The sequence below is a fragment of the Lysinibacillus sp. NPDC056232 genome (assembly GCF_042267565.1).
In the GTDB taxonomy this organism is placed as follows: domain Bacteria; phylum Bacillota; class Bacilli; order Bacillales_A; family Planococcaceae; genus Lysinibacillus.
The window spans coordinates 31,692-52,680 of record NZ_JBHJTF010000002.1 but is presented as its reverse complement, the minus strand read 5'-3'; the positions used below and the strand labels follow the sequence as shown (position 1 = coordinate 52,680).

The 20,989-nt window shown below is 35.1% G+C and carries 18 protein-coding genes, 2 pseudogenes and 1 riboswitch; of the genes and pseudogenes, 5 read left to right on the top strand and 15 right to left on the bottom strand.

What is annotated here, in order from left to right:
- Positions 1-120: 120 nt before the first annotated feature.
- Entirely contained in the window at positions 121-2,418 is a 2,298-nt protein-coding gene (gene metE / locus ACFCYJ_RS02305; protein WP_376070153.1) for a 5-methyltetrahydropteroyltriglutamate--homocysteine S-methyltransferase, read from the bottom strand.
- Between the two features lie 175 nt (positions 2,419-2,593).
- A riboswitch (cobalamin riboswitch) is annotated at positions 2,594-2,772 on the bottom strand.
- A gap of 111 nt (positions 2,773-2,883) precedes the next feature.
- On the bottom strand, positions 2,884-3,183 hold the full coding sequence (locus tag ACFCYJ_RS02300; protein WP_376070150.1) for a hypothetical protein: 300 nt from the start codon (positions 3,181-3,183) through the stop codon (positions 2,884-2,886).
- A 227-nt stretch (positions 3,184-3,410) separates the two neighbouring features.
- Here ACFCYJ_RS02300 and ACFCYJ_RS02295 point away from each other — a divergent pair, with 227 nt between their 5' ends.
- On the top strand, positions 3,411-3,515 hold the full coding sequence (locus tag ACFCYJ_RS02295) for a YjcZ family sporulation protein (protein WP_376070147.1): 105 nt from the start codon (positions 3,411-3,413) through the stop codon (positions 3,513-3,515).
- A 347-nt stretch (positions 3,516-3,862) separates the two neighbouring features.
- Here the strand turns inward: ACFCYJ_RS02295 and ACFCYJ_RS02290 are convergent, their stop codons facing one another.
- The 7 genes and pseudogenes from ACFCYJ_RS02290 to ACFCYJ_RS02260 form a co-directional block, all read right to left on the bottom strand.
- Positions 3,863-4,573 carry a Dph6-related ATP pyrophosphatase gene (locus ACFCYJ_RS02290; protein ID WP_376070145.1) on the bottom strand — a complete coding sequence of 237 codons (711 nt, stop codon included), beginning with the start codon at positions 4,571-4,573 and terminating at the stop codon, positions 3,863-3,865.
- A gap of 110 nt (positions 4,574-4,683) precedes the next feature.
- The gene (locus ACFCYJ_RS02285; protein WP_376070142.1) at positions 4,684-7,857 is read right to left on the bottom strand and encodes an ATP-binding cassette domain-containing protein; all 3,174 of its coding nucleotides are present in this window, start codon (positions 7,855-7,857) and stop codon (positions 4,684-4,686) included.
- A gap of 319 nt (positions 7,858-8,176) precedes the next feature.
- Entirely contained in the window at positions 8,177-8,593 is a 417-nt protein-coding gene (locus tag ACFCYJ_RS02280; RefSeq protein ID WP_376070140.1) for an SRPBCC family protein, read from the bottom strand.
- A complete protein-coding gene (locus ACFCYJ_RS02275; RefSeq protein ID WP_376070137.1) occupies positions 8,590-8,916 on the bottom strand; it encodes an ArsR/SmtB family transcription factor in 327 nt (108 codons plus the stop codon). The genes ACFCYJ_RS02280 and ACFCYJ_RS02275 overlap by 4 nt, the downstream gene beginning before the upstream one ends.
- A 227-nt stretch (positions 8,917-9,143) precedes the next feature.
- Positions 9,144-10,598, bottom strand: coding sequence for a sensor histidine kinase (locus ACFCYJ_RS02270; protein WP_376070598.1), 1,455 nt, complete (start codon positions 10,596-10,598; stop codon positions 9,144-9,146).
- On the bottom strand, positions 10,591-11,277 hold the full coding sequence (locus ACFCYJ_RS02265; protein ID WP_376070134.1) for a response regulator transcription factor: 687 nt from the start codon (positions 11,275-11,277) through the stop codon (positions 10,591-10,593). The genes ACFCYJ_RS02270 and ACFCYJ_RS02265 overlap by 8 nt, the downstream gene beginning before the upstream one ends.
- A 734-nt stretch (positions 11,278-12,011) precedes the next feature.
- Positions 12,012-13,458: pseudogene (locus ACFCYJ_RS02260) on the bottom strand (Tn3 family transposase); the annotation flags it as partial.
- An 83-nt stretch (positions 13,459-13,541) separates the two neighbouring features.
- Between ACFCYJ_RS02260 and ACFCYJ_RS02255 the strand changes: the two are divergent.
- The 3 genes from ACFCYJ_RS02255 to ACFCYJ_RS02245 all read left to right on the top strand — a co-directional run bounded on the left by ACFCYJ_RS02255 (position 13,542) and on the right by ACFCYJ_RS02245 (position 15,850).
- A complete protein-coding gene (locus ACFCYJ_RS02255) occupies positions 13,542-14,117 on the top strand; it encodes a recombinase family protein (RefSeq protein ID WP_033728358.1) in 576 nt (191 codons plus the stop codon).
- A 63-nt stretch (positions 14,118-14,180) separates the two neighbouring features.
- The gene (locus tag ACFCYJ_RS02250) at positions 14,181-15,143 is read left to right on the top strand and encodes a helix-turn-helix transcriptional regulator (RefSeq protein WP_376070131.1); all 963 of its coding nucleotides are present in this window, start codon (positions 14,181-14,183) and stop codon (positions 15,141-15,143) included.
- A gap of 74 nt (positions 15,144-15,217) precedes the next feature.
- On the top strand, positions 15,218-15,850 hold the full coding sequence (locus ACFCYJ_RS02245) for a type 1 glutamine amidotransferase family protein (RefSeq protein ID WP_376070129.1): 633 nt from the start codon (positions 15,218-15,220) through the stop codon (positions 15,848-15,850).
- A gap of 433 nt (positions 15,851-16,283) precedes the next feature.
- On the opposite strand, the gene ACFCYJ_RS02240 is transcribed toward ACFCYJ_RS02245, so the two are convergent.
- From ACFCYJ_RS02240 to ACFCYJ_RS02230, 3 genes are read right to left on the bottom strand one after another with little or no spacing between them, the layout of a single operon-like run.
- Positions 16,284-16,598 (bottom strand): hypothetical protein, encoded by a 315-nt coding sequence (locus tag ACFCYJ_RS02240; RefSeq protein ID WP_376070126.1) that lies wholly within the window; start codon positions 16,596-16,598, stop codon positions 16,284-16,286.
- Between the two features lie 48 nt (positions 16,599-16,646).
- Positions 16,647-17,339 (bottom strand): ABC transporter ATP-binding protein, encoded by a 693-nt coding sequence (locus ACFCYJ_RS02235; protein ID WP_376070123.1) that lies wholly within the window; start codon positions 17,337-17,339, stop codon positions 16,647-16,649.
- A 10-nt stretch (positions 17,340-17,349) separates the two neighbouring features.
- Positions 17,350-18,777 (bottom strand): ABC transporter permease, encoded by a 1,428-nt coding sequence (locus ACFCYJ_RS02230; protein ID WP_376070120.1) that lies wholly within the window; start codon positions 18,775-18,777, stop codon positions 17,350-17,352.
- Positions 18,778-18,951: 174 nt separating this feature from the next.
- Here ACFCYJ_RS02230 and ACFCYJ_RS02225 point away from each other — a divergent pair.
- Positions 18,952-19,287 (top strand): annotated as a pseudogene (locus ACFCYJ_RS02225) (SDR family NAD(P)-dependent oxidoreductase); the annotation flags it as partial.
- A 260-nt stretch (positions 19,288-19,547) separates the two neighbouring features.
- On the opposite strand, the gene ACFCYJ_RS02220 reads toward ACFCYJ_RS02225, so the two are convergent.
- The 3 genes from ACFCYJ_RS02220 to ACFCYJ_RS02210 all read right to left on the bottom strand — a co-directional run bounded on the left by ACFCYJ_RS02220 (position 19,548) and on the right by ACFCYJ_RS02210 (position 20,640).
- The gene (locus ACFCYJ_RS02220; protein ID WP_376070117.1) at positions 19,548-19,721 is read right to left on the bottom strand and encodes a hypothetical protein; all 174 of its coding nucleotides are present in this window, start codon (positions 19,719-19,721) and stop codon (positions 19,548-19,550) included.
- A gap of 82 nt (positions 19,722-19,803) precedes the next feature.
- A complete protein-coding gene (locus tag ACFCYJ_RS02215) occupies positions 19,804-20,214 on the bottom strand; it encodes a hypothetical protein (RefSeq protein ID WP_376070115.1) in 411 nt (136 codons plus the stop codon).
- Between the two features lie 111 nt (positions 20,215-20,325).
- Complete coding sequence (locus ACFCYJ_RS02210; RefSeq protein ID WP_376070113.1) at positions 20,326-20,640, bottom strand: DUF5713 family protein; 315 nt, start codon at positions 20,638-20,640, stop codon at positions 20,326-20,328.
- Between the last annotated feature and the right edge of the window lie 349 nt (positions 20,641-20,989).

Sequence of the window (20,989 nt, the reverse complement as noted above, 5' to 3'; positions counted from 1 at the left end):
TCTTGACAATGCAATTGTATAAAACCTTTTTACAAATTATCGGACTTTATTACAAATGATCAATCTTTATTTTAAATCTACAGGAGAGAAGATGTAGTAAATGTACAAAATAATTTATCGTTATCTTGTTATTGATTGCTTAACTTCCTGGCGCAAAGATTTAGTTGCTTCCACCATGTTTGCCAAAGCGGCAATTGTTTCAGTTTCTTTTCTCGTTTTTAAGCCGCAGTCAGGATTTACCCAAAATTGATTGCTTTCAAGAACTTGTAAACTATCTCTCATAATACCGAGTATTTCTTCCTCACCCGGTACACGAGGACTATGAATGTCATATACGCCTAATCCAATTCCTTTTTTATAAGGGTTTACTTGAAGTGAAGAGATAAGCTCACCATGGCTTCGAGATGTTTCAATTGAAATAACGTCCGCATCTAGTGCACTAATTGGTTCTATGAAATCGTTAAATTCACAGTAACACATATGTGTATGGATTTGTGTTTCATTTTTCACACTAGATGTGGCAAGTTTAAAGGCATTTACTGCCCAATCTAAGTATGCCCCCCAGTCTTCTTTTCGGAGCGGTAAACCTTCTCGCAGGGCTGGCTCATCCACTTGAACAATGGAAATACCTGCGTTTTCCAGTGCTTCAACCTCTTTGCGAAGTGCTAGTGCAATTTGATAAGCAACATCTTTTCGTGAAAGATCGTCTCGCACAAATGACCAATTTAAAATGGTCACAGGGCCTGTCAGCATTCCCTTCACAAAACGCTTTGTTAAACTTTGAGCATAAGCCGACTCTTTCACTGTTATTGGTGCTGCCCAAGCGACATCTCCATAAATAATAGGAGGCTTCACGCAACGTGAACCATAGGATACAACCCACGCTTTTTCCGTAAATGCAAAACCGGTAAGTTTTTCACCGAAATACTCTACCATGTCAGTGCGTTCAAATTCACCATGGACAAGTACATCAATATCTAGTTCTTCTTGAATGTCAATCCAGCGTTTTGTTTCTAGTTCAATAAATGCTTCGTATGCTTCGTTCGATAATTGTTTTTTTCTCCATGCATTTCGATTCCTTTTGACCTCATCAGATTGAGGGAAACTTCCTATTGTTGTCGTTGGGAATAGCGGTAACCCTAAAGCTTGCTGTTGAATCTTTTGGCGGTGACTAAAATCACTATGTCGTTCAAAATCTTGAATTGTCACTGTTTGAACTGCCTGATGGATCACCTGGTTTTGACGAATCGGATGATTTTTTAGGGCTTCAATCGCCTTCATACTTTCTGATAAGTTATGAATCGTGCTACCATCTTTGTCTCGTCTAAATTTAGTTACCTCAACGATTTCTACGATTTTTTCATCAGCGAAGGAAAGTGCATTTTTTAGAACAGGATCGAGCTTATTTTCAAGAGAGGTCGTTATTGGTACGTGTTGTAGGTTGCTAGATGGTTGAATCCATAATGCTACAGCATTACTTAGTGTTTCAATTGCCTGAATCGTAGAGTTTACCTCTGCTAGGTTTGAACGCCAAATATCACGGCCATTAACAACACCAATCGCTAATACTTTATCTTTAGGAAAGCCAAATTGACGAAGCGATTCCATATTCCCTTTATAGCCATGGACGAAATCTAAACCAAAACCTTGAACAGGGAGTGCCATTATTGCTTCATAAGAGGTTAATGCTTCAAAGTATGTTTGAAGCATTATTTTCGCCTCTGGCACTGCTCCAGCTAGTTGTGCGTATATTTCTTGTACAAGCTTTATTTCTGTCTCATCTAATGTAGTTACAAGGGATGGCTCTTCTAGTTGAATCCAATTGGCACCTGCATTCACTAATTCTTTCAACACTTGGGCATAGAGTGGTAGTATGGCCAGTAAATATTCAACTTGTGTTACCTTGTTATAACCTTTCGTTAGTTTGCAAAATGTATAAGGACCAATTAATGTCGGCTTTGCGATAATGCCGTATGCTTCTTTAGCCTCTAAAAAATCTGCTAAAACTTTGTTTTCCGTTATTTGTAATGTTTGTTCTTCAAATTCTGGCACAATATAATGATAGTTTGTATTAAACCATTTTGTCATTTCACTGGCCACTGCTGTTTTGTTCCCACGTGCTATGCTGTAATAGGTATGTAAATCTACCTTTCCACCTTGCCAGTTAAAACGCTTAGGTACTAAACCAAACATCACGGCTGTATCTAACATTCTATCGTAATAAGTGAAGTCTCCAACTGTTACCATATCTATGCCCAGTTGAAGCTGTTTTTCTATCCTAGATAATCGGATATTCTTTATTTTTACTTGAAAATCTACTTCAGAAAGTTCATGTCGCCAAAATGCTTCTAATGCTTTTTTCCATTCACGATCTTCCCCAATGTATGGGTAGCCAATTAGTGTACTTGTATAAGTCATTTCAATCACCCTTTCAGAAATAATAAAAAGCCATTCTCCTTCTAGGAAAATGGCTGCATGTTAAATTTGTCAATGAAAAAACAATACGAAGAAGTGTATACTTCCGCATAGGTCATTCGTTGTCGCACAGTGCCTGAATGGTCACTTTTCACCACCTATTTCCACGTAGGTATTTGGTGTGTACTAGAAATTGGCAGGTCTCCTGGCTTTTCATCAACACGCCTCACTGCCTTCCCAGTTTCCCAGTGGCATTTGTGATTTGCTCCGAATTACAGTTGCGGGACAGCGTCGGATTTACACCGACTTCCCTTTTAAGCCAAACTATCATTTGGCACCAACTCTTACACAATATTCAATTATGCTCCTACTATAACATATATTTCAGAATAGTAGAAATTTTTTCTTAAAAATTTAAAGGATTGTACTAGTCATGTTTTAATCAAAAGTCCAATACATTCTCGATATTTACTTCGTACCTCTATATTTGAGCATAGATAGTATTCCAAGAATCGGTCCAATCGCTAATATGGTAAAGACCCATTCCCAACCAATGATTCTCTGAATAATAGGGATGAGATTGATAGAAATTATAGTAACTAGGAAACCAATACATATTTGAAAAGTAAGGGCTGTACGTACATACTCAACTTCAGCTATTTCTGAGACTGCTGCAGAAAACCTTGCATCATAGTATCCCCCTTTAAAATAAGATTGAATAATGTCATTATACAAAAAAAATAGAAAACGAATCCACCTCTTGTTCATATAAAGAGATTAAAAGCGCTGATGCAAACACTATAGTTCCAATCCAGTCGACTTTCGGCGCACCTTTTTGTATTCAATGAATAACTGCCTACCACAACTTTTTCAAAGTTACCCCTTTTATTAAATCTCCGGATATTTAATTTTATTTTTATTTTTTTAGTAGATAAATATCGCAAATCCTTTTAATAACAATTCATATTATAGATATTGAAAGGAGGGAAATTACTATGTCTGAATATTACGGCAGTGGTTCTGGTTCAGCATTTGCGTTAATCGTTGTTCTATTCATTCTATTAATTATTGTCGGCACTAGCTTTATAGGTTTTTATTAATACCAAATACCACCTTTCATGCTCATAACGTATAGGATCATACAAACTAATCCTATACACCTCCCATTGTTAAGGGTCACTTTCCTCCGATGACCCTTTTCATCATTTTCTTATTCTGCGTTATTCCAGACAGTAAGACAATGCATTTTATACTGTCGGTAAACGAGATGGCTGGCAACTAAAATGTTCGTCGATAGTACTTAGAACAATGAAGATTTCTTTAAAAACTAAAAACATGGAACACTGCCTAAAAAAAGATAGGCAATGTCCCATGTTTTTCTATGCATGAAAGGAACATGCATGCTCATCTCATCATCGTCTGCACTTTAGCGATTGAATTGAATCGATTAACTATCTGAAAGATTTACCTTTTGATCTAGTTCCAAAGGCAAAAAAGCATATTCTCCGCTTCTAATAACATCACATTTACGAACTGGAATAGGTTGTTTAAAGATGGGTCCATCTAATACTGTAGTATGGAATTCTCCACCTTCTCCGCATGGGTCAATCCCTCGGGCTTCAAGCTCTTGCACGTATTCGTGGGTTAACGTTCGCCCTAAATCGTCCTCCCGCATACCTAAAGATAAATTAACAGTAACAATGATTGTAACAAATCCTAGGTTTATGAATTCATCGACAACTTTACGATGATTCATTTCCCATAAAGGCATGCCTAGATTTAAACCAGCATTTTTCGTAACCTTGTCGTGCCAGCAGCCATGTTCAGGCATATCTAAGTCCCCTGTTACTAAAACTTCTGCACCTTGTTTTTTAGCTTTTTCTAAAAGACTCATAAATATTTTTTCATAATCTGTCCAGCTTGCTGCTGCAGTATAAACTGGTAAACCTATAGAATTAGCTTGAGCACGTATGAGTTCCGGTGGCATTCCGTGAGATCTGGAACGATTCCCTTCTTCCTCCATCATGACAATTAGTCCTATCGCCTCTCCAACCTGCATTGCTTTATATAAAGCTAAGACACTATCTTTTCCTCCGCTAAATGAAGCGATAAATGGATGCCCTTGAGCATTATTTTTCCAGTCCACTAATTCTGTCATTCCTATCTTTCCCCTTTTATTCTACTAACTTTTTTCAAGCTCTTTCTCAGGATAACATAAAAACTCATTTGCATTTATTTTTGCAAATGAGTTTTTGAGGTAGCTTTCTTTTAATAACTATTTGCCACAAGACATTGGTATATCGCCATCATCTCTCGTTTATTTAACTCACGAATTCGATTGAAAATGGGAATATCGGCCACAGCCTCCGTTCGCAAGCTTTCAGCCACAACATCACTTACGTTGCCAGTTAGCCATGTTTGCACATCTACGCCATCGACCATTTCCTTACGCCCTTCATCATTGATGCCACTTTCATAGCAACTTACACATGGTACTGATAATTTATAGACGCCATCATGGAGATTATCTTCTGAAATGACTTTCTTCCCATTACAGAATGGACATTTATGACTTGCTTTTATTTTATTAATTTGTGTAACAATTTTTTTGTAGCCAAATGCTTCATAAACGTACGTTAATTTTTTGTATTTTCCATTCGTGAAATACTGATCAATAATGGCTTCTCTCGTTTCGTCAATATGGGCGAAATCACAGATTGTAATTAGATTTTTGCTGCTTATGGCTTCGATATTATCTTTTATTTTGTCCCAGAATGGTAAAACATTTTGTAGGACGATTTCATATCCAGCAAAGCTTGCGAGTTCTAATTCCAGCATTTTCAACGACACTTGTGTTTCTCTAGGAAGTAAGGAGACATCTTCCGTAAGAGTCATATCGCCGCCTACAATAGCTTTTAATTTTTCAAGCTCTGGTAAGTTCCCTACCGTTTTTATGACCTGATCGATCGGTTGATGAATAATTTCGCGAATATCAGTGTCTCCAAACGTTAGTTTTTTCTTATGGTTTAGCACCGCTCCATGACATATTGGACAGGCAATCATTTCTTTTGATTCTTTCATTTGCTCTTTAATAATTGATTTCGAAATAACGATATAACGTCCAAGGATAAAATTAAAACCTTCCCATTTTTTTGAGGACTTACTTGCTTTATCATAAAATGATTTTTCCCAAAAACCATATAGGAATGTATGTCTTTCTTCCTCTGTCATGTCATTGTAGCTTTTACTAATATCTTGACCCAGTTCATTTTTAATCTCATCAAAAAGGAATTGCAATTTTGGATATTGATAATATTTTAAGACTTCCATCACATCTGGATGTAATAAGCCATCCCAGAATGGCACTGTTTTGTCTTGAATGACCAAATCAAATTCAAATTTTTCAATTTGCAGGCGGCCAGAACAGCTTGGGCAATGATTTTCTTGACTAAAGAAATCGAAGCTTCTTGTATCTTTATTCGTCGGATGTGCCGCCACCATATGGTTGATGAGGCCACCAATTTCGTATAAAAAACTATACTGACTATACAAATGTCTTTCTAAATCAATAGCGACAACAGGTGCAATTGTTGCGGATTCGTATTCACCATAAATTAAACGAGCCATGGATGATAAGCTTTTTAAAATACCACCTTTATAGATGTTTTCGGCATTTTTAAAATAGCTAATATGATTTCCCTCTAAGTAATGAATGCCATTTTTTGAAGCTAGTGTTGAAGATATATGCAATGAAACATCATTATTTGTACTGTTAAGCTGACTAAAATAATCATCATGGCCGACAATATCAAGGTGTCGAACTGGTTCCTGCTGTCTTTTCCCAAAATCAACGATAAAATCAGAGCTATTTATCATATAAGCATTATGTTCAATCATCATAATAGAGACGGATTCATCTTGCAGAATGTCCCTGACACTATCTATGAATTGGTTTAAAATATTTTGCGATAAACCTTTTGAAGGTTCATCAAAAATGAACAGTGTATGAGGGTTTCTAGAGTTCGAAAACAGCTCAGAAACTAAATGAACACATTGAAATTCACCTGTCGATAAGGTTTGTGTTTTTCTTTCCAACGTTAAATAACCGAGCCCAAGTTTGATTAGTAAACTTAAGCGTTTATGAGCGATGTCTTCATTTGGAAGCTCCTCAATAATGTCTTCAATGGAACGTTGGAAAATATCGTCGATTTCGTCGCTGTATTTCGTCATTTTCTTTTTAATATCAAGAAACGTTGCAACCGTTGATCGGCTAGTAATCGATTGGTTGCGGTCTTGTCCTACCATAACTAGTTTATCTTTTGGATAGCGTTTTTGAAAATCCTTAGAGATACACTCATTGACAAGGGTTGATTTCCCACAACCAGACTCACCTGTAACGGTTACGAGTCTATTTTTAGGAATCTGAATGTCAGCCATTTCAATATTACGACAGTAAAGATCATGAAATTGATAATAGTCTGTAGGCATTGCCTGATTTCGTTCCCAATAGACTGGTTCTGGACGTGGTGATACTTCGACAATTTTACCGCCGTATTTCCCACTGCCAGGTCCAAAAAACAGCTGCTCATCTGCTGTATCTAACACTGTATCAGAATGATCAATAAGCCAAATTTGGTTTTTATAGCCCAATTGTTTAATCTGCTCTAAAATTTTCAACAGCGTTTGGTGATCAAGACCAACAGAAATTTCATCTATAATAATCACCGTATTTTCACTAGCGGCCATAAATTCTGCCAAGTACAGTCGTGTTAATTCCCCACCAGACAAAGTCCCCATAATTCGATTTAACGTTAAGTAACCAATATTCATTTGGATAATATTTGTAAGAATACGTTGTCTTTCTTCGCTAATATTTAATTCCTCTGAAAGGGAGTAAATCGCTTCCATACTTAAATTGTTAATATCGGAAATGCTATGTGGTTGATTCCATAATTCAAGCTTATATTGTTCAACTTCTGGATTATAGCGCTTACCCTCACACTTTTTACATTCGACATTTTTAGTCGTACCACGCCCTTTACAAGCAGGACACCAGCCTAATGCATTATTAAAGGAAAAAACTTCAGGCGAAAGATCAAACTTATTTGCCAGCTTTTCACGAATCTCTTTAAAAACACCTGTATGAGTACCAACCGTTGAACGTGGATTGGCAGAAATGGATGATTTCCCGAGAAAAAGGACTAAAGGCATTTCTTCCATCTTGATGGCACTGAAATTCGTTTCCATAATATCGGGGAATAAATACTGATATTCAGCCTTTGGCAATAAAGAAACGAGCCGCTTCTTGGATTCTTCACCAATTGTTTGACAAAAGGTTGTTTTACCAGATCCGGACAATCCAGCAATTCCTATAGATTGATCTTCCGGTAAGCCGACATCTAAACGGTTGATATTGTTAGCAATTAATTGATTTATTTTCATCGGATATTCTCTCCATTCCATCTAGTATTGTCATGTTAGCACAACTACAACTGGATTTGTTGTGTTTATGACATGCCAATCAATTATGCCTCGGCATAATTGCGTCCGGAATCGGCTTTGTGCAAGCACAAAGTACTCCTTTCCGATTCCGTGACATTCGCCGGAGGCTTTAACTTCTTTCAGCCTTTGCTGAAAGAAGTTAAAAAAATGACGCTTTTCGTGTTCCGAAAAGCGTCCAACGATTAATATGAATTCTTTGTTACCTGCTAAAAAGGTTAATATTGAAAAGTAGGTAACTTAGAAAATGAAGAAATCATTTTTACAGCTCAGCTAACACTTTTTCGAGCTGATTACCATTGTTAATCCAAGCGTATTTAGCGCCTTCGATTGCTCCTTGGCGAGCTTTCGTTGCTTCACTGAATCCGCTTTGATCAAGATGTAAATGTGTAGTTCCATCTGAGCCTTCTGTCAACGTCCATGTCACAGTAGTAGTTTCTCCGGCACTTGCCCAAGTGTAAGATAATGTATGAGGTTCTTCCACTATAAGTACCTCGCAATTGACAACTCCATCCCACCATTCATTTGGCTCAGCTCGGAATTGGAATTTATGTCCTACGATTGGTTTAAAGTCATTTTTCCATATCCATTTTGCAAGAGTGTCTGAATCCGTTAATGCGTTCCAAACTTTCTCAATTGAACTTGTAAATTGATAATCTAAAGATACATCTGCTTTCATTTTTCTTCCTCCAATAAAAGATTTAATATAGCCATTCTTTCTTTCCAGAATCCTTCGTAATACGATACCCAATCTTGAATTTCCTTTAACGGACCGGCATTCAAACGATACCTCGTTTCTCTACCAACCCTTCGAGCAATTACGAGATCAGCATTTTTAAGGATAGCCAAATGCTTAGAAACTGCTGTGCGACCCATTTGAAATTGAGACGTTAATTCGTGAAGAGGTAATTCTTCTACGTCTGCTAGTAAACGTATTAATTGACGTCTTGTTGGGTCAGCAATCGCAGCATAAACATCACGCTCTAGATTTTTCTCGCTCAAAATCCCCTCTCCCTTATGAATTGGACACTAAATGGTGTCTTAATTATATGACACCATTTAGTGTCCAGTCAATTTTTATTTTGAGACAATGGCATTCTTTTTATTCTTTTATTTATCAATTATATAGAAAACATTCCACAACAATAAAAAAAGAGTGTCAACCTTTACAATTTGACACTCTTTTGACTGATATTTTTATGTGGAATAGAATTTTTTTAAATTGCTAACTACCATCTCCCTTTAGGAATAGTAGCTAAAAATTGAACACCATTTTGGGTATTATTCATTAAATAGGTAATAGAAAGAGATTCAAATATTTGTTTTACAATATAAAGACCTAGTCCGCTGCCACCAGTATTTCTATTTCTCGATTTTTCGATTCTATAAAATGGCTCAAATAATTGTTGTATTTCCTCTTCTTTAATTATGACTCCTGTATTCATCACTTGTATTTGAATCTGATTTTCTTTTGGAAGCTCAGTCACCTCTATAAGTACCGTTTCTCCGTGTGGTGAATACGTAATCGCATTATGAATGATGTTTTTGAAAGCTTTTTCTAATAAATCACGATCTGTGCGTACATTCATGTTAGGAGAAATTTGTTTTATAATTCGAATGTCTTTTTGAGAAGCAAAAAAACCGAGATCTTTCGTTATTGAATCTAATAATTCTAAAAGGTTGACCTCTTCCAATTGCAGTTTAAAGGTATCTTGTTCTAGTTTAGACATGCTCAAAATCTCTCGAACTAATTGTTCCATTCCTTCGATAATTTTGTGGTTTTTTTCTAAGTAGAGGTCACGATTTTGATAAGGGCCGATATTATAAATCATTCCTTCTAAATATCCTTTCATAACAGTAAGCGGAGTTTTTAATTCATGGGCAACTGTTGCGAAAAATTCTCGGCGTTTTGTTTCGATTTTTCTCTCTCTTTCAATATCATCTTTCAATTGCTCATTTGCTTTTTGTAAATCGAGCATAGTTTGTTGCAAGTTATTCGACATCTCATTCAAGCTATTGGATAGTTCCTCTAATTCATCATTTGAACGAACTACGATGTTTTCGGAAAAATCCAAGTTTGCCATCTTTTGCGCACCCTCATTAATATAGATGAGAGGTTTTGTAATGAACCTTGAATATAAATAGGCACTCCCCAATCCAATAACCACTACAATGATACTTATAAAAGGTAGAAAACGTACTAAGACCTGCGACGCTTCATCAATAGGTTGAAATGTCGCGAATACAGTAACCATTAAATTATCTTCATCGAGGAATTGAATGGGCAAAGTAACATTAAATGCATTATTAAGGTTTTCTGCATTCTGTATTGGTGCTGTTTTTGCAGTAAGTATTGGTGGTTGCGTATTCCCCTGAATAAAAAAAGAAGGCGAATATATAATAGTTCCTTCTTTGGTTTGTAAGTAAATGATAGCATTGTTTTCTTTGGTGTACTCATCCAAAAGTGGTATCGCATTTTTTAATGCTAAATTTTTAGATTCACCAATTATTCCCTCTATTCCAGATTGGAGTTGATTGGTTTTATATTGTTCATAAAATGTTGGAAGGAAGAAGTATAAAGTTAAATAAATCAAGACTGCAAAAGATAACAATATGAGAGATGTGATCATAAAGAGCTTATAGGTTATTCGTTTCATCTTCATGATGTTGACAATCCTATTCATCGATTTTGTATCCAATACCCTTTACTGTTTTAATATACGGTATATTTAATTTTTTTCTTAGATTTTTTATATGTGTATCAATCATCCGTGTTTCTCCTGCATAATCATATCCCCAAATTTTTTCTACAATTATTTCTCTAGTAAGCACTTTCTTTTCATTATGAAGTAGTAGTTGTAAAATTTCGAATTCTTTAGTTGTTAACGGTATTTCGGCTTCATTAACATAAGCTTTATATCCGTCGCAATCGACATTCAGTTCATTAAAATTTAAATGATTATCTCTATTTTTATAACAACTTCTTCTTAGAACCGCTTGTACTCGTCTGATCAACACATGAAATGAAAAGGGTTTTGTTATATAATCATCAATCCCTATATCAAAGCCTTTCATTTGATCTTGTTCTTCTTCTAAAGCCGTCAACATAATAATGGGTATATTTGACTGACTACGGATCATTTTGGCAACTTCAAATCCATTAAGGTTTGGCATCATTACATCAAGAAGAATTAAATCAAAGGATTGTGTATTAAAACGTTTCATTCCCTCTAACCCATCTGAAGCAACCTCTATTGTATAATTTTGTGTCATCAAAAACTGTTTAACTAATTCTTGAATTTCTAAATCGTCTTCTACTACAAGAACATGATAGTTCATCGATATATCCCCCTCGAAGCACATTATAACCTTTCAATCTGTAGTTTATGTGAAGATACCTCATGTTCCCTTTAAAACCTCTACTATCCTCTCATTCATAAAACAAATATTCATACTGACATGGAATCGATAAATGCTGCTGACGCTAACTTTTATCATTTCCTTAAATAGTTAACAAAATATATATCATTACTCGATAATCTCATTTGCGAAGTGGGGGTCTTTGCGACGTTGTTTTGGTAACCGCATTGAGCGCGCAATCGACTGAAAAGAAAGCTTTTGGCTTCAACTTCTCTACATAAACTCCTCAACATCTCCACACAGATACCAGATTGGTCATGTACATTAATTGTTAGGAAGAAAATTGATTTTAATCTCCTTTATATATGCACTTCAAATGGAGTGTTCAGAATCAATATTTATCTTTCTATTCAGCAGTTATCTTTCAACGTATTCAATTAAGGAGAAGTTTTTATGAATAAAATCAATCTACGCCCATGGTTATTTTTGGTCGTATTTATGTTATTAATGTGTTCGTGTTTGACATACGTATCGCTTAAAGCTTTAGGAGCAGAAGAGATCTTCTTTAAGTGTACGAAGTCACTTGTTAATATGATCATGATTAAAATATCTTAAAAGTATTTTTTAATATGATAATAATAAGAATCCATTTAGAAAAAGATGGATTCTTATTTTGTCGTTTAGGGGTACCGTCAGGAAAATGCGGATTTACAACGCTAAGCCCATTTTTAACAACGTTAAGAAAATTTCAATGGTCTTAAAGAATCTAACGAGATTATTTTTTCTGGATTAAAATTGTATTCTCCAAGTAAATTAATATGTTCCCAACCTAGAGGCGACATATGGTGCAATAATTCTTCATTAAAACTATCTGACCTTTTTGATATTCAACTGCTTTTGTTAGATGTAAGGTATTCCAAATACTGATGGCATTTCATTATGTTTAAAGCACTGGCTCTTTGCAATTGATGCTGTATGGTTCGTTCCCCTAAGCTCTCCCCTTGTTTTCCAAAGAAAATAGCTCTTGCCAGCTAAGCTGTTTTGTCTTGAATAAGAACCTAATTTCTCCATAATAAGGAATGCTGAGACTGTTCCTTCTCTTATTGAATGGGCTAACCGCAAAACATCTTCATAATTTTCTTCAATGACCTTTGTATTTATTTGTCCACGTAAAATAGCTTCTAGTTTTGGATACTCACTTGCTTTATCTATTGTAAATAATTTTGAGTCCGATAGATCTCTTATCCTTGGAGCAAATTTAAATCCTAATAAATGAGTTAATCCGAAAATTTGGTCTGTGTAACCAGCTGTGTCTGTATAATGTTCCTCAATGTTTAGATCTGTCTCATGGTGTAATAAACCATCCAAAACATGAATTGCATCCCTTGAATTAGTATGAATAATTTTTGTGTAGTAAGAAGAGAATTGATCACTCGTAAATCGATAGATGGTGGCTCCTTTTCCAGTTCCGTAATGTGGGTTTGCATCTGCATGTAGTGATGAAACACCTAGCTGCATTCTCATTCCGTCTGACGAAGAAGTTGTACCGTCTCCCCAATAGGAAGACAATTGTAATTTGTGATGAAAATTTACTAATACGGCTTGGGCTTTATTCATTGCGTCTTCATACATGCGCCATTGAGACACATTGACTAGTTGCTTATATGTAAGTCCTGGTGTGGCTTCACCTATCTTACTCAATCCAATATTCATTCCCATTCCTAAAATTGCAGCCATGATAATAATTGTTTCTTCTTTATCTGGTTTTCGATTATTGGAAGCATGAGTGAATTGCTCATGAAATCCGGTTATATATGCAACATCCATAAGTAAATCAGTTAATTTTATTCTTGGTAGCATTTGATAAAGACTTGCACTAAATTTCTTTGCTTCTTCTGGAGCATTCTTTTCTAAGCGTGAAATTGACAGTTTTCCTTTTTTAAGAGAAACCCCATCTAATTTATTAAAATTGGCAGACAACCACTTTAGTCTTTCGCTAAGGCTGCTGGTTCTCTCTGACAAATAGTCTTCACTCACTGATAACCTCGTATTCTCTTTCGTTTGATTCCATGTATCTTCCGAAAACAAATATTCCTCAAAATCTCTATATTGTCTACTGCCCACAATGGATACATCACCAGCACGAACATGTTCCCTTAGTTCTGTTAAAACAGCCAGAATGTACTCTATTGATACAAGTGTAGGAGACTGATAAAATCATAGTTAAGAGCGTCTCATTAGACTTGTCTCAAAAATGAGGTGATATTTTGCGAAAAATCGGTTATATACGTGTCAGTTCAACTAGCCAGAATCCTTCAAGGCAATTTCAGCAACTGAACGAAATCGGAATGGATATTATTTTTGAAGAAAAAGTTTCCGGAGCAACAAAAGATCGTGAGCAACTTCAAAAAATGTTAGAGGATATACAAGAAGGTGACATCATTTATGTTACGGACTTAACTCGGATTACTCGTAGTACACAAGATTTATTTGAATTAATCGATAACATACGGAGTAAAAAGGCAAATTTAAAATCCTTAAAAGATACATGGCTAGATTTATCAGAAGATAATCCCTACAGCCAATTCTTAATTACGGTTATGGCGGGTGTAAACCAATTAGAACGTGATCTTATCCGTATGCGGCAGCGTGAAGGGATTGAACTGGCTAAGAAAGAAGGAAAGTTTAAAGGTCGGTTAAAGAAGTACCATAAAAATCATGCAGGAATGAATTATGCAGTAAAGCTTTATAAAGAGGGAGATATGACTGTAAATCAAATTTGTGAAATTACAAATGTGTCTAGGGCCTCATTATATAGAAAGCTATCGGAAAGGAACAGTTGATGAGTTATACCAAAAATCGGAAATGTATAATAGAAAATAAAATTCATATAGAGGTGGAATTATATGCCTAAAATTGACAACATGTTAGCAATTCTATGGATGCTTCGTTCAGGTGAAAAAATTACTGCAAAACAAATTTCAGAAAAGTTAGAGATGAATATAAGGACTGTGTATCGTTATATTGATACAATTTCAACAAGTGGCGTACCTATAATTTCAGAACCAGGACATAACGGTGGATACACTTTATTGAACAATTTTATTGAGGCTCCTCTATTTTTTGATTTTGAGGAGCAAACTTCACTTTATCATGCTGCTGTTTTTGCAGAAGAAGCTGGATATTATGGTGGTGAAGCACTAAATAGGGCTATTTCAAAGCTAAGTAAATATTCAAATCAAGAGCAGGAAACAAAAATAAACCAACATTTAACTAGTCTTGAAGTAATAAGTCGATTAAGTTCACCCTCTATGGAACCTTTTTTGAAGGAGTTGGAGCAGGCCGTAGCTGACGGGTACTCAGTAAAAATTCTTTACCATAAAAGTGGCGAAAAGCAATTAAATTATAGATTGGTCGATCCGTACAGAATTATCTATTGGAATAATAAGTGGTATGTGATTGGATTTTGTCATCTTAGGAATGATATCCGTAGTTTTAGAGTAGATCGAATTGAAAGTCTAATGCTAACCGAAAATAAGTTTAACCGACCAGAAAATTTTTCAGCACGTGACTTTTTTATAAAAAATCTTCTTCCAACTATAGAAGATAAGGAAGGGATTATTTCTTTGGTTATTAATGGGGATAAAAGTGTATTGGCTGATATTTGCCAACATTGGTTTTTAGGACATTATTTACAAGAACGGACTTCAAATCAAGCAGTTTTTCTTCTTGAAAAAGATATGATACATACATATGTACCTTATTTACTTTTACCGTACAATAAATCTATTAAAGTTATTGAGCCAATAAGTCTTAAGAAAAGACTTATTGAAGTTCTGTCGGAATTAATAAAATTTCATCAAGTATGATAACTTCCCTGACGTTAACTGTCAGGGAAGTTATATTATAATTGCTATATCAATTGTGATTGGAGTGTTATTGGATGCAAACAAAAAAAGTTTTTCTATATGTATTTAATACAATGTCGGACTGGGAATATGGATATTTAATTGCTGAACTAAACTCAGGAAGATATTTCAAAAAAGATTTAGCACCTTTAAAAGTAATTACAGTAGGAGCTAATAAAGAAATGATTACTACTATGGGAGGACTGAGCATAAAACCAGATATTTCCCTTGATGAATGTACTCTTGAGAGTAAAGATCTTTTAATTTTACCAGGAGGGACTACTTGGAGTGAAGAAATTCATCAACCTATCTTGGAAAGAATTGGCCAAGCTTTAAAGATTGGCACTATTGTTGCTGCAATTTGTGGTGCAACTGATGCCCTCGCGAATATGGGATACTTAGATACTAGAAAGCATACAAGTAATAACTTAGAATATACTAAAATGGTATGTCCTAACTATAAAGGAGAAAAGTTCTATGAGTTGGGATCTGCGGTATCTGATGCGAATTTAGTTACTGCATCAGGAATAGCTCCTCTGGAATTTGCAATGGAGGTACTGAAAAAAATAGATGTATTTACACCAGATGCATTACATTCATGGTATAACCTAAATAAGACTCATAAACCTGAATACTTCTTCCAGTTAATGGATTCAATAAATAGATGAGCTAAAAAAAGCAACTTAGCAGATTTATATTAGTTTAAATAATTACCATGCTTTAGACAATGTCAAAGCATGGTTTTTGAATATAACTTAAAAATGCTTATGGAGTAATGAAAAAGCCCAATTTCTCTATTAATTAACGGTGAAGTTGGGCTTTTTAGTATTGAAAATTCCTTAACGTTGTAAATCTGCATTTTCCTGACGGTACCCCGTTTAAAGCTTTATTTGTTATATTTTCGATTTTACAAATGTCTACTGATAGATTTTTACATAAAATATTGATAAAGATACAAAGTTCCCCCTAAGATAAACATGTTTTAATTTTCGCCTGTTTATCCTAGGGGGAACATATGCTATTCATAACCGATTATTTACGCCTGGTTGTAAATCTGTCGAGCTATAGTATCATAAAATTTATTTAATGCATGAAAGAATTTCAATTAGGAGATGTAGAACCTTGTATCATATCTTCTTCTGAATTAGATGAGTAAGGATCCCACTGTTCTGGTGTCCGTTCACCTGGATTTGATGTGAATTCCTCCCACTGCTCTGGCGTCATTTCTCCTCTTGGATTTGGAGATTCCCGCTGCTGCTGATCGGGAATCTTTTCTTCTGAATACGTATTATTATCTTGGTCCATATTGGTTTCACTTTGATCCAGGTTTCCACCTAAATTAATCAAATTCGCAAATAAACCAATTGCTATTCCGATAGATACTAAGCCAATGGATGCTGCTATTTTCGTCCACATCTTTTTCACTCCAATTTTACATTTTTATAAAAGAGTTTCGATAAAATTTTATTCCCGTTTCTTCTTCAAATTTTTACAAACCAAATTTCGTTGTTCAAGATAAACTACCCTATCAGACTGCTTAGCGACTTCCTGAGAATGCGTAACAACGATGATACATTTATTTTCTTTATGAGCAAGTTCTTTGAACAATTCGACAATTTCATCTGAAGTTTTCTCATCTAGATTACCAGTCGGTTCATCCGCAATTAATAAATCTACTTCACAAGATAATGCACGAGCTATGGCTACACGCTGTTGTTGACCGCCACTTAGCTGTAAAACTTTTCTTTTTGCTTCGATTTCCGACAAGCCAACCATTTCTAATAACTCAAGAGCTCTTCTCTTTTTATCATTTATTTTAACTCCTGTAATTTCCATTGCCGTGACGACATTTTGAAGAGCCGTCATATACGTAATAAGATTATAAGATTGAAAAATTATCGAAACATATTTATTTCTATATTTATCTAAACCAATTTTCCGTATATCTTTTCCTTTGTAGAGCACATGTCCTTCTTTAGGATTGTCTAATCCACTTGCCAGACTAAGTGCCGTAGTTTTTCCTGAACCTGAAGGACCTAAAATACTATAGAAACACCCTGTTTCAAAGGTAAAGTTGACATTCTCTAATAAAGTATTCTTCCCATTATTACTTTGATAATAGTAATTTAAATTTTTAAATTGTAATATGATGTCCATATGACTCCTCCTACTCATCTTTTAATAGAATTTCTTTTGGATTTAAGCGAAGAATTGATAATGCTGGTAAAAGCGTTGATAAAATCGCAATTAATAGCCCTAGGCCGCCTAAATTCAGCACATCTTGTGATGATATACTTACATCAATATTGTCGATAGGTTCCACATCCTTATCTTGTTTATTCATACTTCCAAACGAGAATCCTAAAGTATTTGATTCTTGTTGTTGATCTTCAGCAGCAATAACTTCTTGCTGTAATAAACTGTCTCCCATTTTTTGAGACACTGATTTACCTGTAATGATAGAAATGCCAAATGCTAGAACAGCTATACATAATACTTCTACTAACAATTGTCCTATTAATTTCCTCTTTTTTTCACCGATAGCCAATAGAATACCTAATTCCTTACGTCGCTCTTTTATGGTCAACATAATAATAAGACCTAATATAATGGATCCTGCAATGGATACTAAATAGACAATCATTTTGGAAGTAGCGGCAATATTCTCGATAGGTCCTACCATTTTTTGATATAAAGCATCATGCGCATCTAACTTAAATAGATCGAAATCAATATTTGTTTTCTTTGCGTCTGCTTTAAAATCCTCAATATTTTCTGGATCATTTAAGTAGTAAATTGCTTCGTTAATAGATACATCCTTTTTATCATTTTCTTCATCCATTTCTTTCGTCGCGTCATAAGTAGTGTATACTTTGTTAGATGGGTGCATCATAGCTGGTAAATTTTCCTCAAAGTCAGTTATTCCAGAGTTTTTGTATATCCCTATTATTTCTAACTCAACATCCGATGTTTCATCAGTTGATTTAATCTTTAACTTATCACCAACTTGAAGCTCGTTTTGTTCAGCTAACCGTTTTTCAATCAGAGCTACTTTCTTATTCGCATCCTCTGATGTAACTGGACGACCGTCAATAATTTCATTCGTTCCATCTGTAAAATCTTGCATTAAATCAGAACTTCTTACACCTTGGATAAATGTATTAGGCATTTTCATATTTCCAGAGTTACTACCACCTACTGTTCCAACTACTCCTTCATCATCTTTTTCACTATTAATAGGTGCAAAATCATCTGCTACAAGCATTTCACTTTTAAGATAGTTGTAGTCTATTACATAAGGTGATTTAGCTAATTGGTCTGCTTCTTCTACCAAAAGTTCCGGATGCTTTATTTTTCCATTCGGATTCTCTTCTCGCTGTTTCGCCACATTTTCCATAAGCTTCTCTTCATCGATTCTAAGACTTACGTCTACACCTAATGTTTGTCTAGCGTGATCATTCGCCTTTTGTGAGACATTTTGAATTGCGAAACCCGCTAATACTAAATTGGAAACTACTAGAAATACAGTGAATAATATTAGCGATTTTCCCTTCCTTGCTTTAACACTTAAAAATGCTCGTTTGATAAAATTCATTTTTATTACCTCCTTGATAGCTATAATATATATGGGTAACCTGTAGTTTATATGGAGATACTGCGGAGTTTATCTAGAGATATACAGGAGTTTATGTGGATCAATTTGTGAACTTTATTTTTGGATGAACAATTATTTTATAATAAAAAAGACGCAATTCCCCCCACCGTATAGGATTCCTTTATCAGCGTAAATATGAAAGGAATGTCTCATTGTGTAAAAGCAGTTGTTCCTTATATGAAGAAGCAACATTCAGGTGTGATTGTAAATATGGGTAGCGTAGCGGGAATGACTTAAATAGGCTCATCTATCCCCTATGCAGCAACAAAATCAGCCATTCACACAATGACTAGATCATTCGCTATCTCATTAGCACCTAATATTAGAGTAAATTGTTTATCTCCTGGTGCGATTAAAACAAGATGGTGGTCTGGGAATGAAGAAAAAATGTATCAACTTGCAGGTACCTTACCACTGAAAAGAATATCTATACCAGATGATATTGCAGAGGAAAAAATCAAATTAAAAGAATAGTAATAGATGCGGAAATATAAAAGAGGGAGTCTAAGAGGGTTTAAGTGAATGTAAGTATTGTGGTTAGAGATTAATCAACTCTTTTTTCGTTTACTTGTTGGCATAATATGAAAGCACGTTGCGAGAAAAATTTGGGAAGTATAACGAACGAGCGTTGAAAATTGAGGAATCTGACTAAGTAGAATAAAGAGAAAAGGAGTAGCGAATGCTACTCCTTTTTGTTTAATTTAAAACTATTAATGATGTTGCACTTCGGGATAGTTCGTTGAACAAGCTATCTGCATCAAATAAGGAACAGCCGCATAGGTAACTGTATAAATGGTATTTTGATGAAACAAATAGTCTTCAAAAAGCGCATCAACTGTTTCTTGGTTGTATGCTTGTTTCAATCGCTGTAATAACGCTGGCACATTCTCTCAAGAGCCATATGGTCCTGTCAGATTTCTCCATACCGCACTCGTCAATTCAAGCGAAACGAACACCTCCCTCTAATTACCACTCACGCCAATCATCTGTTAACTCATAACGTCCAAGATTCTGACTTTTAGTAAGGTCATCAATATCAAGTCCACAATGAATCAGCACTTGGTCAAAATAGTCGCAAAGCTCCCCTCGCTCTACAGTTTCAATCAATCCGCTTCCACCTACCTCATTAATCTCATTTAGGGCAAGCACCGCCGTTTCAATAGATTTCATAATTGCAGGATAGCTATCTGGATGATTTGGCAGTTTCGCAATGGATGCTGCATACTGCTCTAGCACCATTTCCGTCTGATGAATAAAACTATCTGGAAACAATTCTGCGTAAATACAGTCATCTTTCTCAACCAATCCAGCAGTAAATTCTTCCTCTTCTTTTCTTTTAGCATTGCGCCAGCGTGACGTTGGTCGCATATCTTGCATAGGCCATTCCCCTTTATCTTGAGTTTCTAATTAATAAAAAAACCATCTTTGAAAGCCTTTATAATATAGAGTATTGGCCAGCATCGTAACAGTTATTTTAAACATAACTCACTACCATTCACGTTCTCTTAATGCGTCTTCAATATCAAGCTTCACGTTGTATACATCCAATATATCAATAACAGTTAATGCAATACTATCTCGTGCAATCGTTTCAATTTCACTGTCATGTTCTAAGAACTCTGCTTCTAAATCATTAATCGCACGTGTAATTTCATCAAATTTTACTTGTATATCTTCTAATGAATGGGGACCTTGCTCTAAATAGCGGACAATTTGCTCTAATATACCTTTAATTTTATCTACTAAAAATTTAGGATAATAACTATCTTGATACATACCCTTTAAATAATTGATTTCTTTCATCTTAAACTCCGCATAAGCGTTTGAAATATTTTCATATAAAAGATGCCCCTCGGAAATAGTGGTTGCCCTCGAACTTGCTTTCAAAGTTCAATCGTGTCAATGTGTATAACAGGTTGAATAGTTGGTTCAATAATTGAATGATATTTCTCGAATTTTTTGGGGGACATAAATGTCATAAAACGAGCTCCTCGATTCAAGTTAAGTCTATTATAGAACAAACGTTCTGATTTAAGCTAGTCTAAAATTCCAAAGGAGATGTCTGAAAAGCTCTAAAAATGCATATTAGCTAGCATCTCCTCAACATTGCACTTCCTACTTTACAGAGAAGTCCTGCCTTTTAAAGAACTAA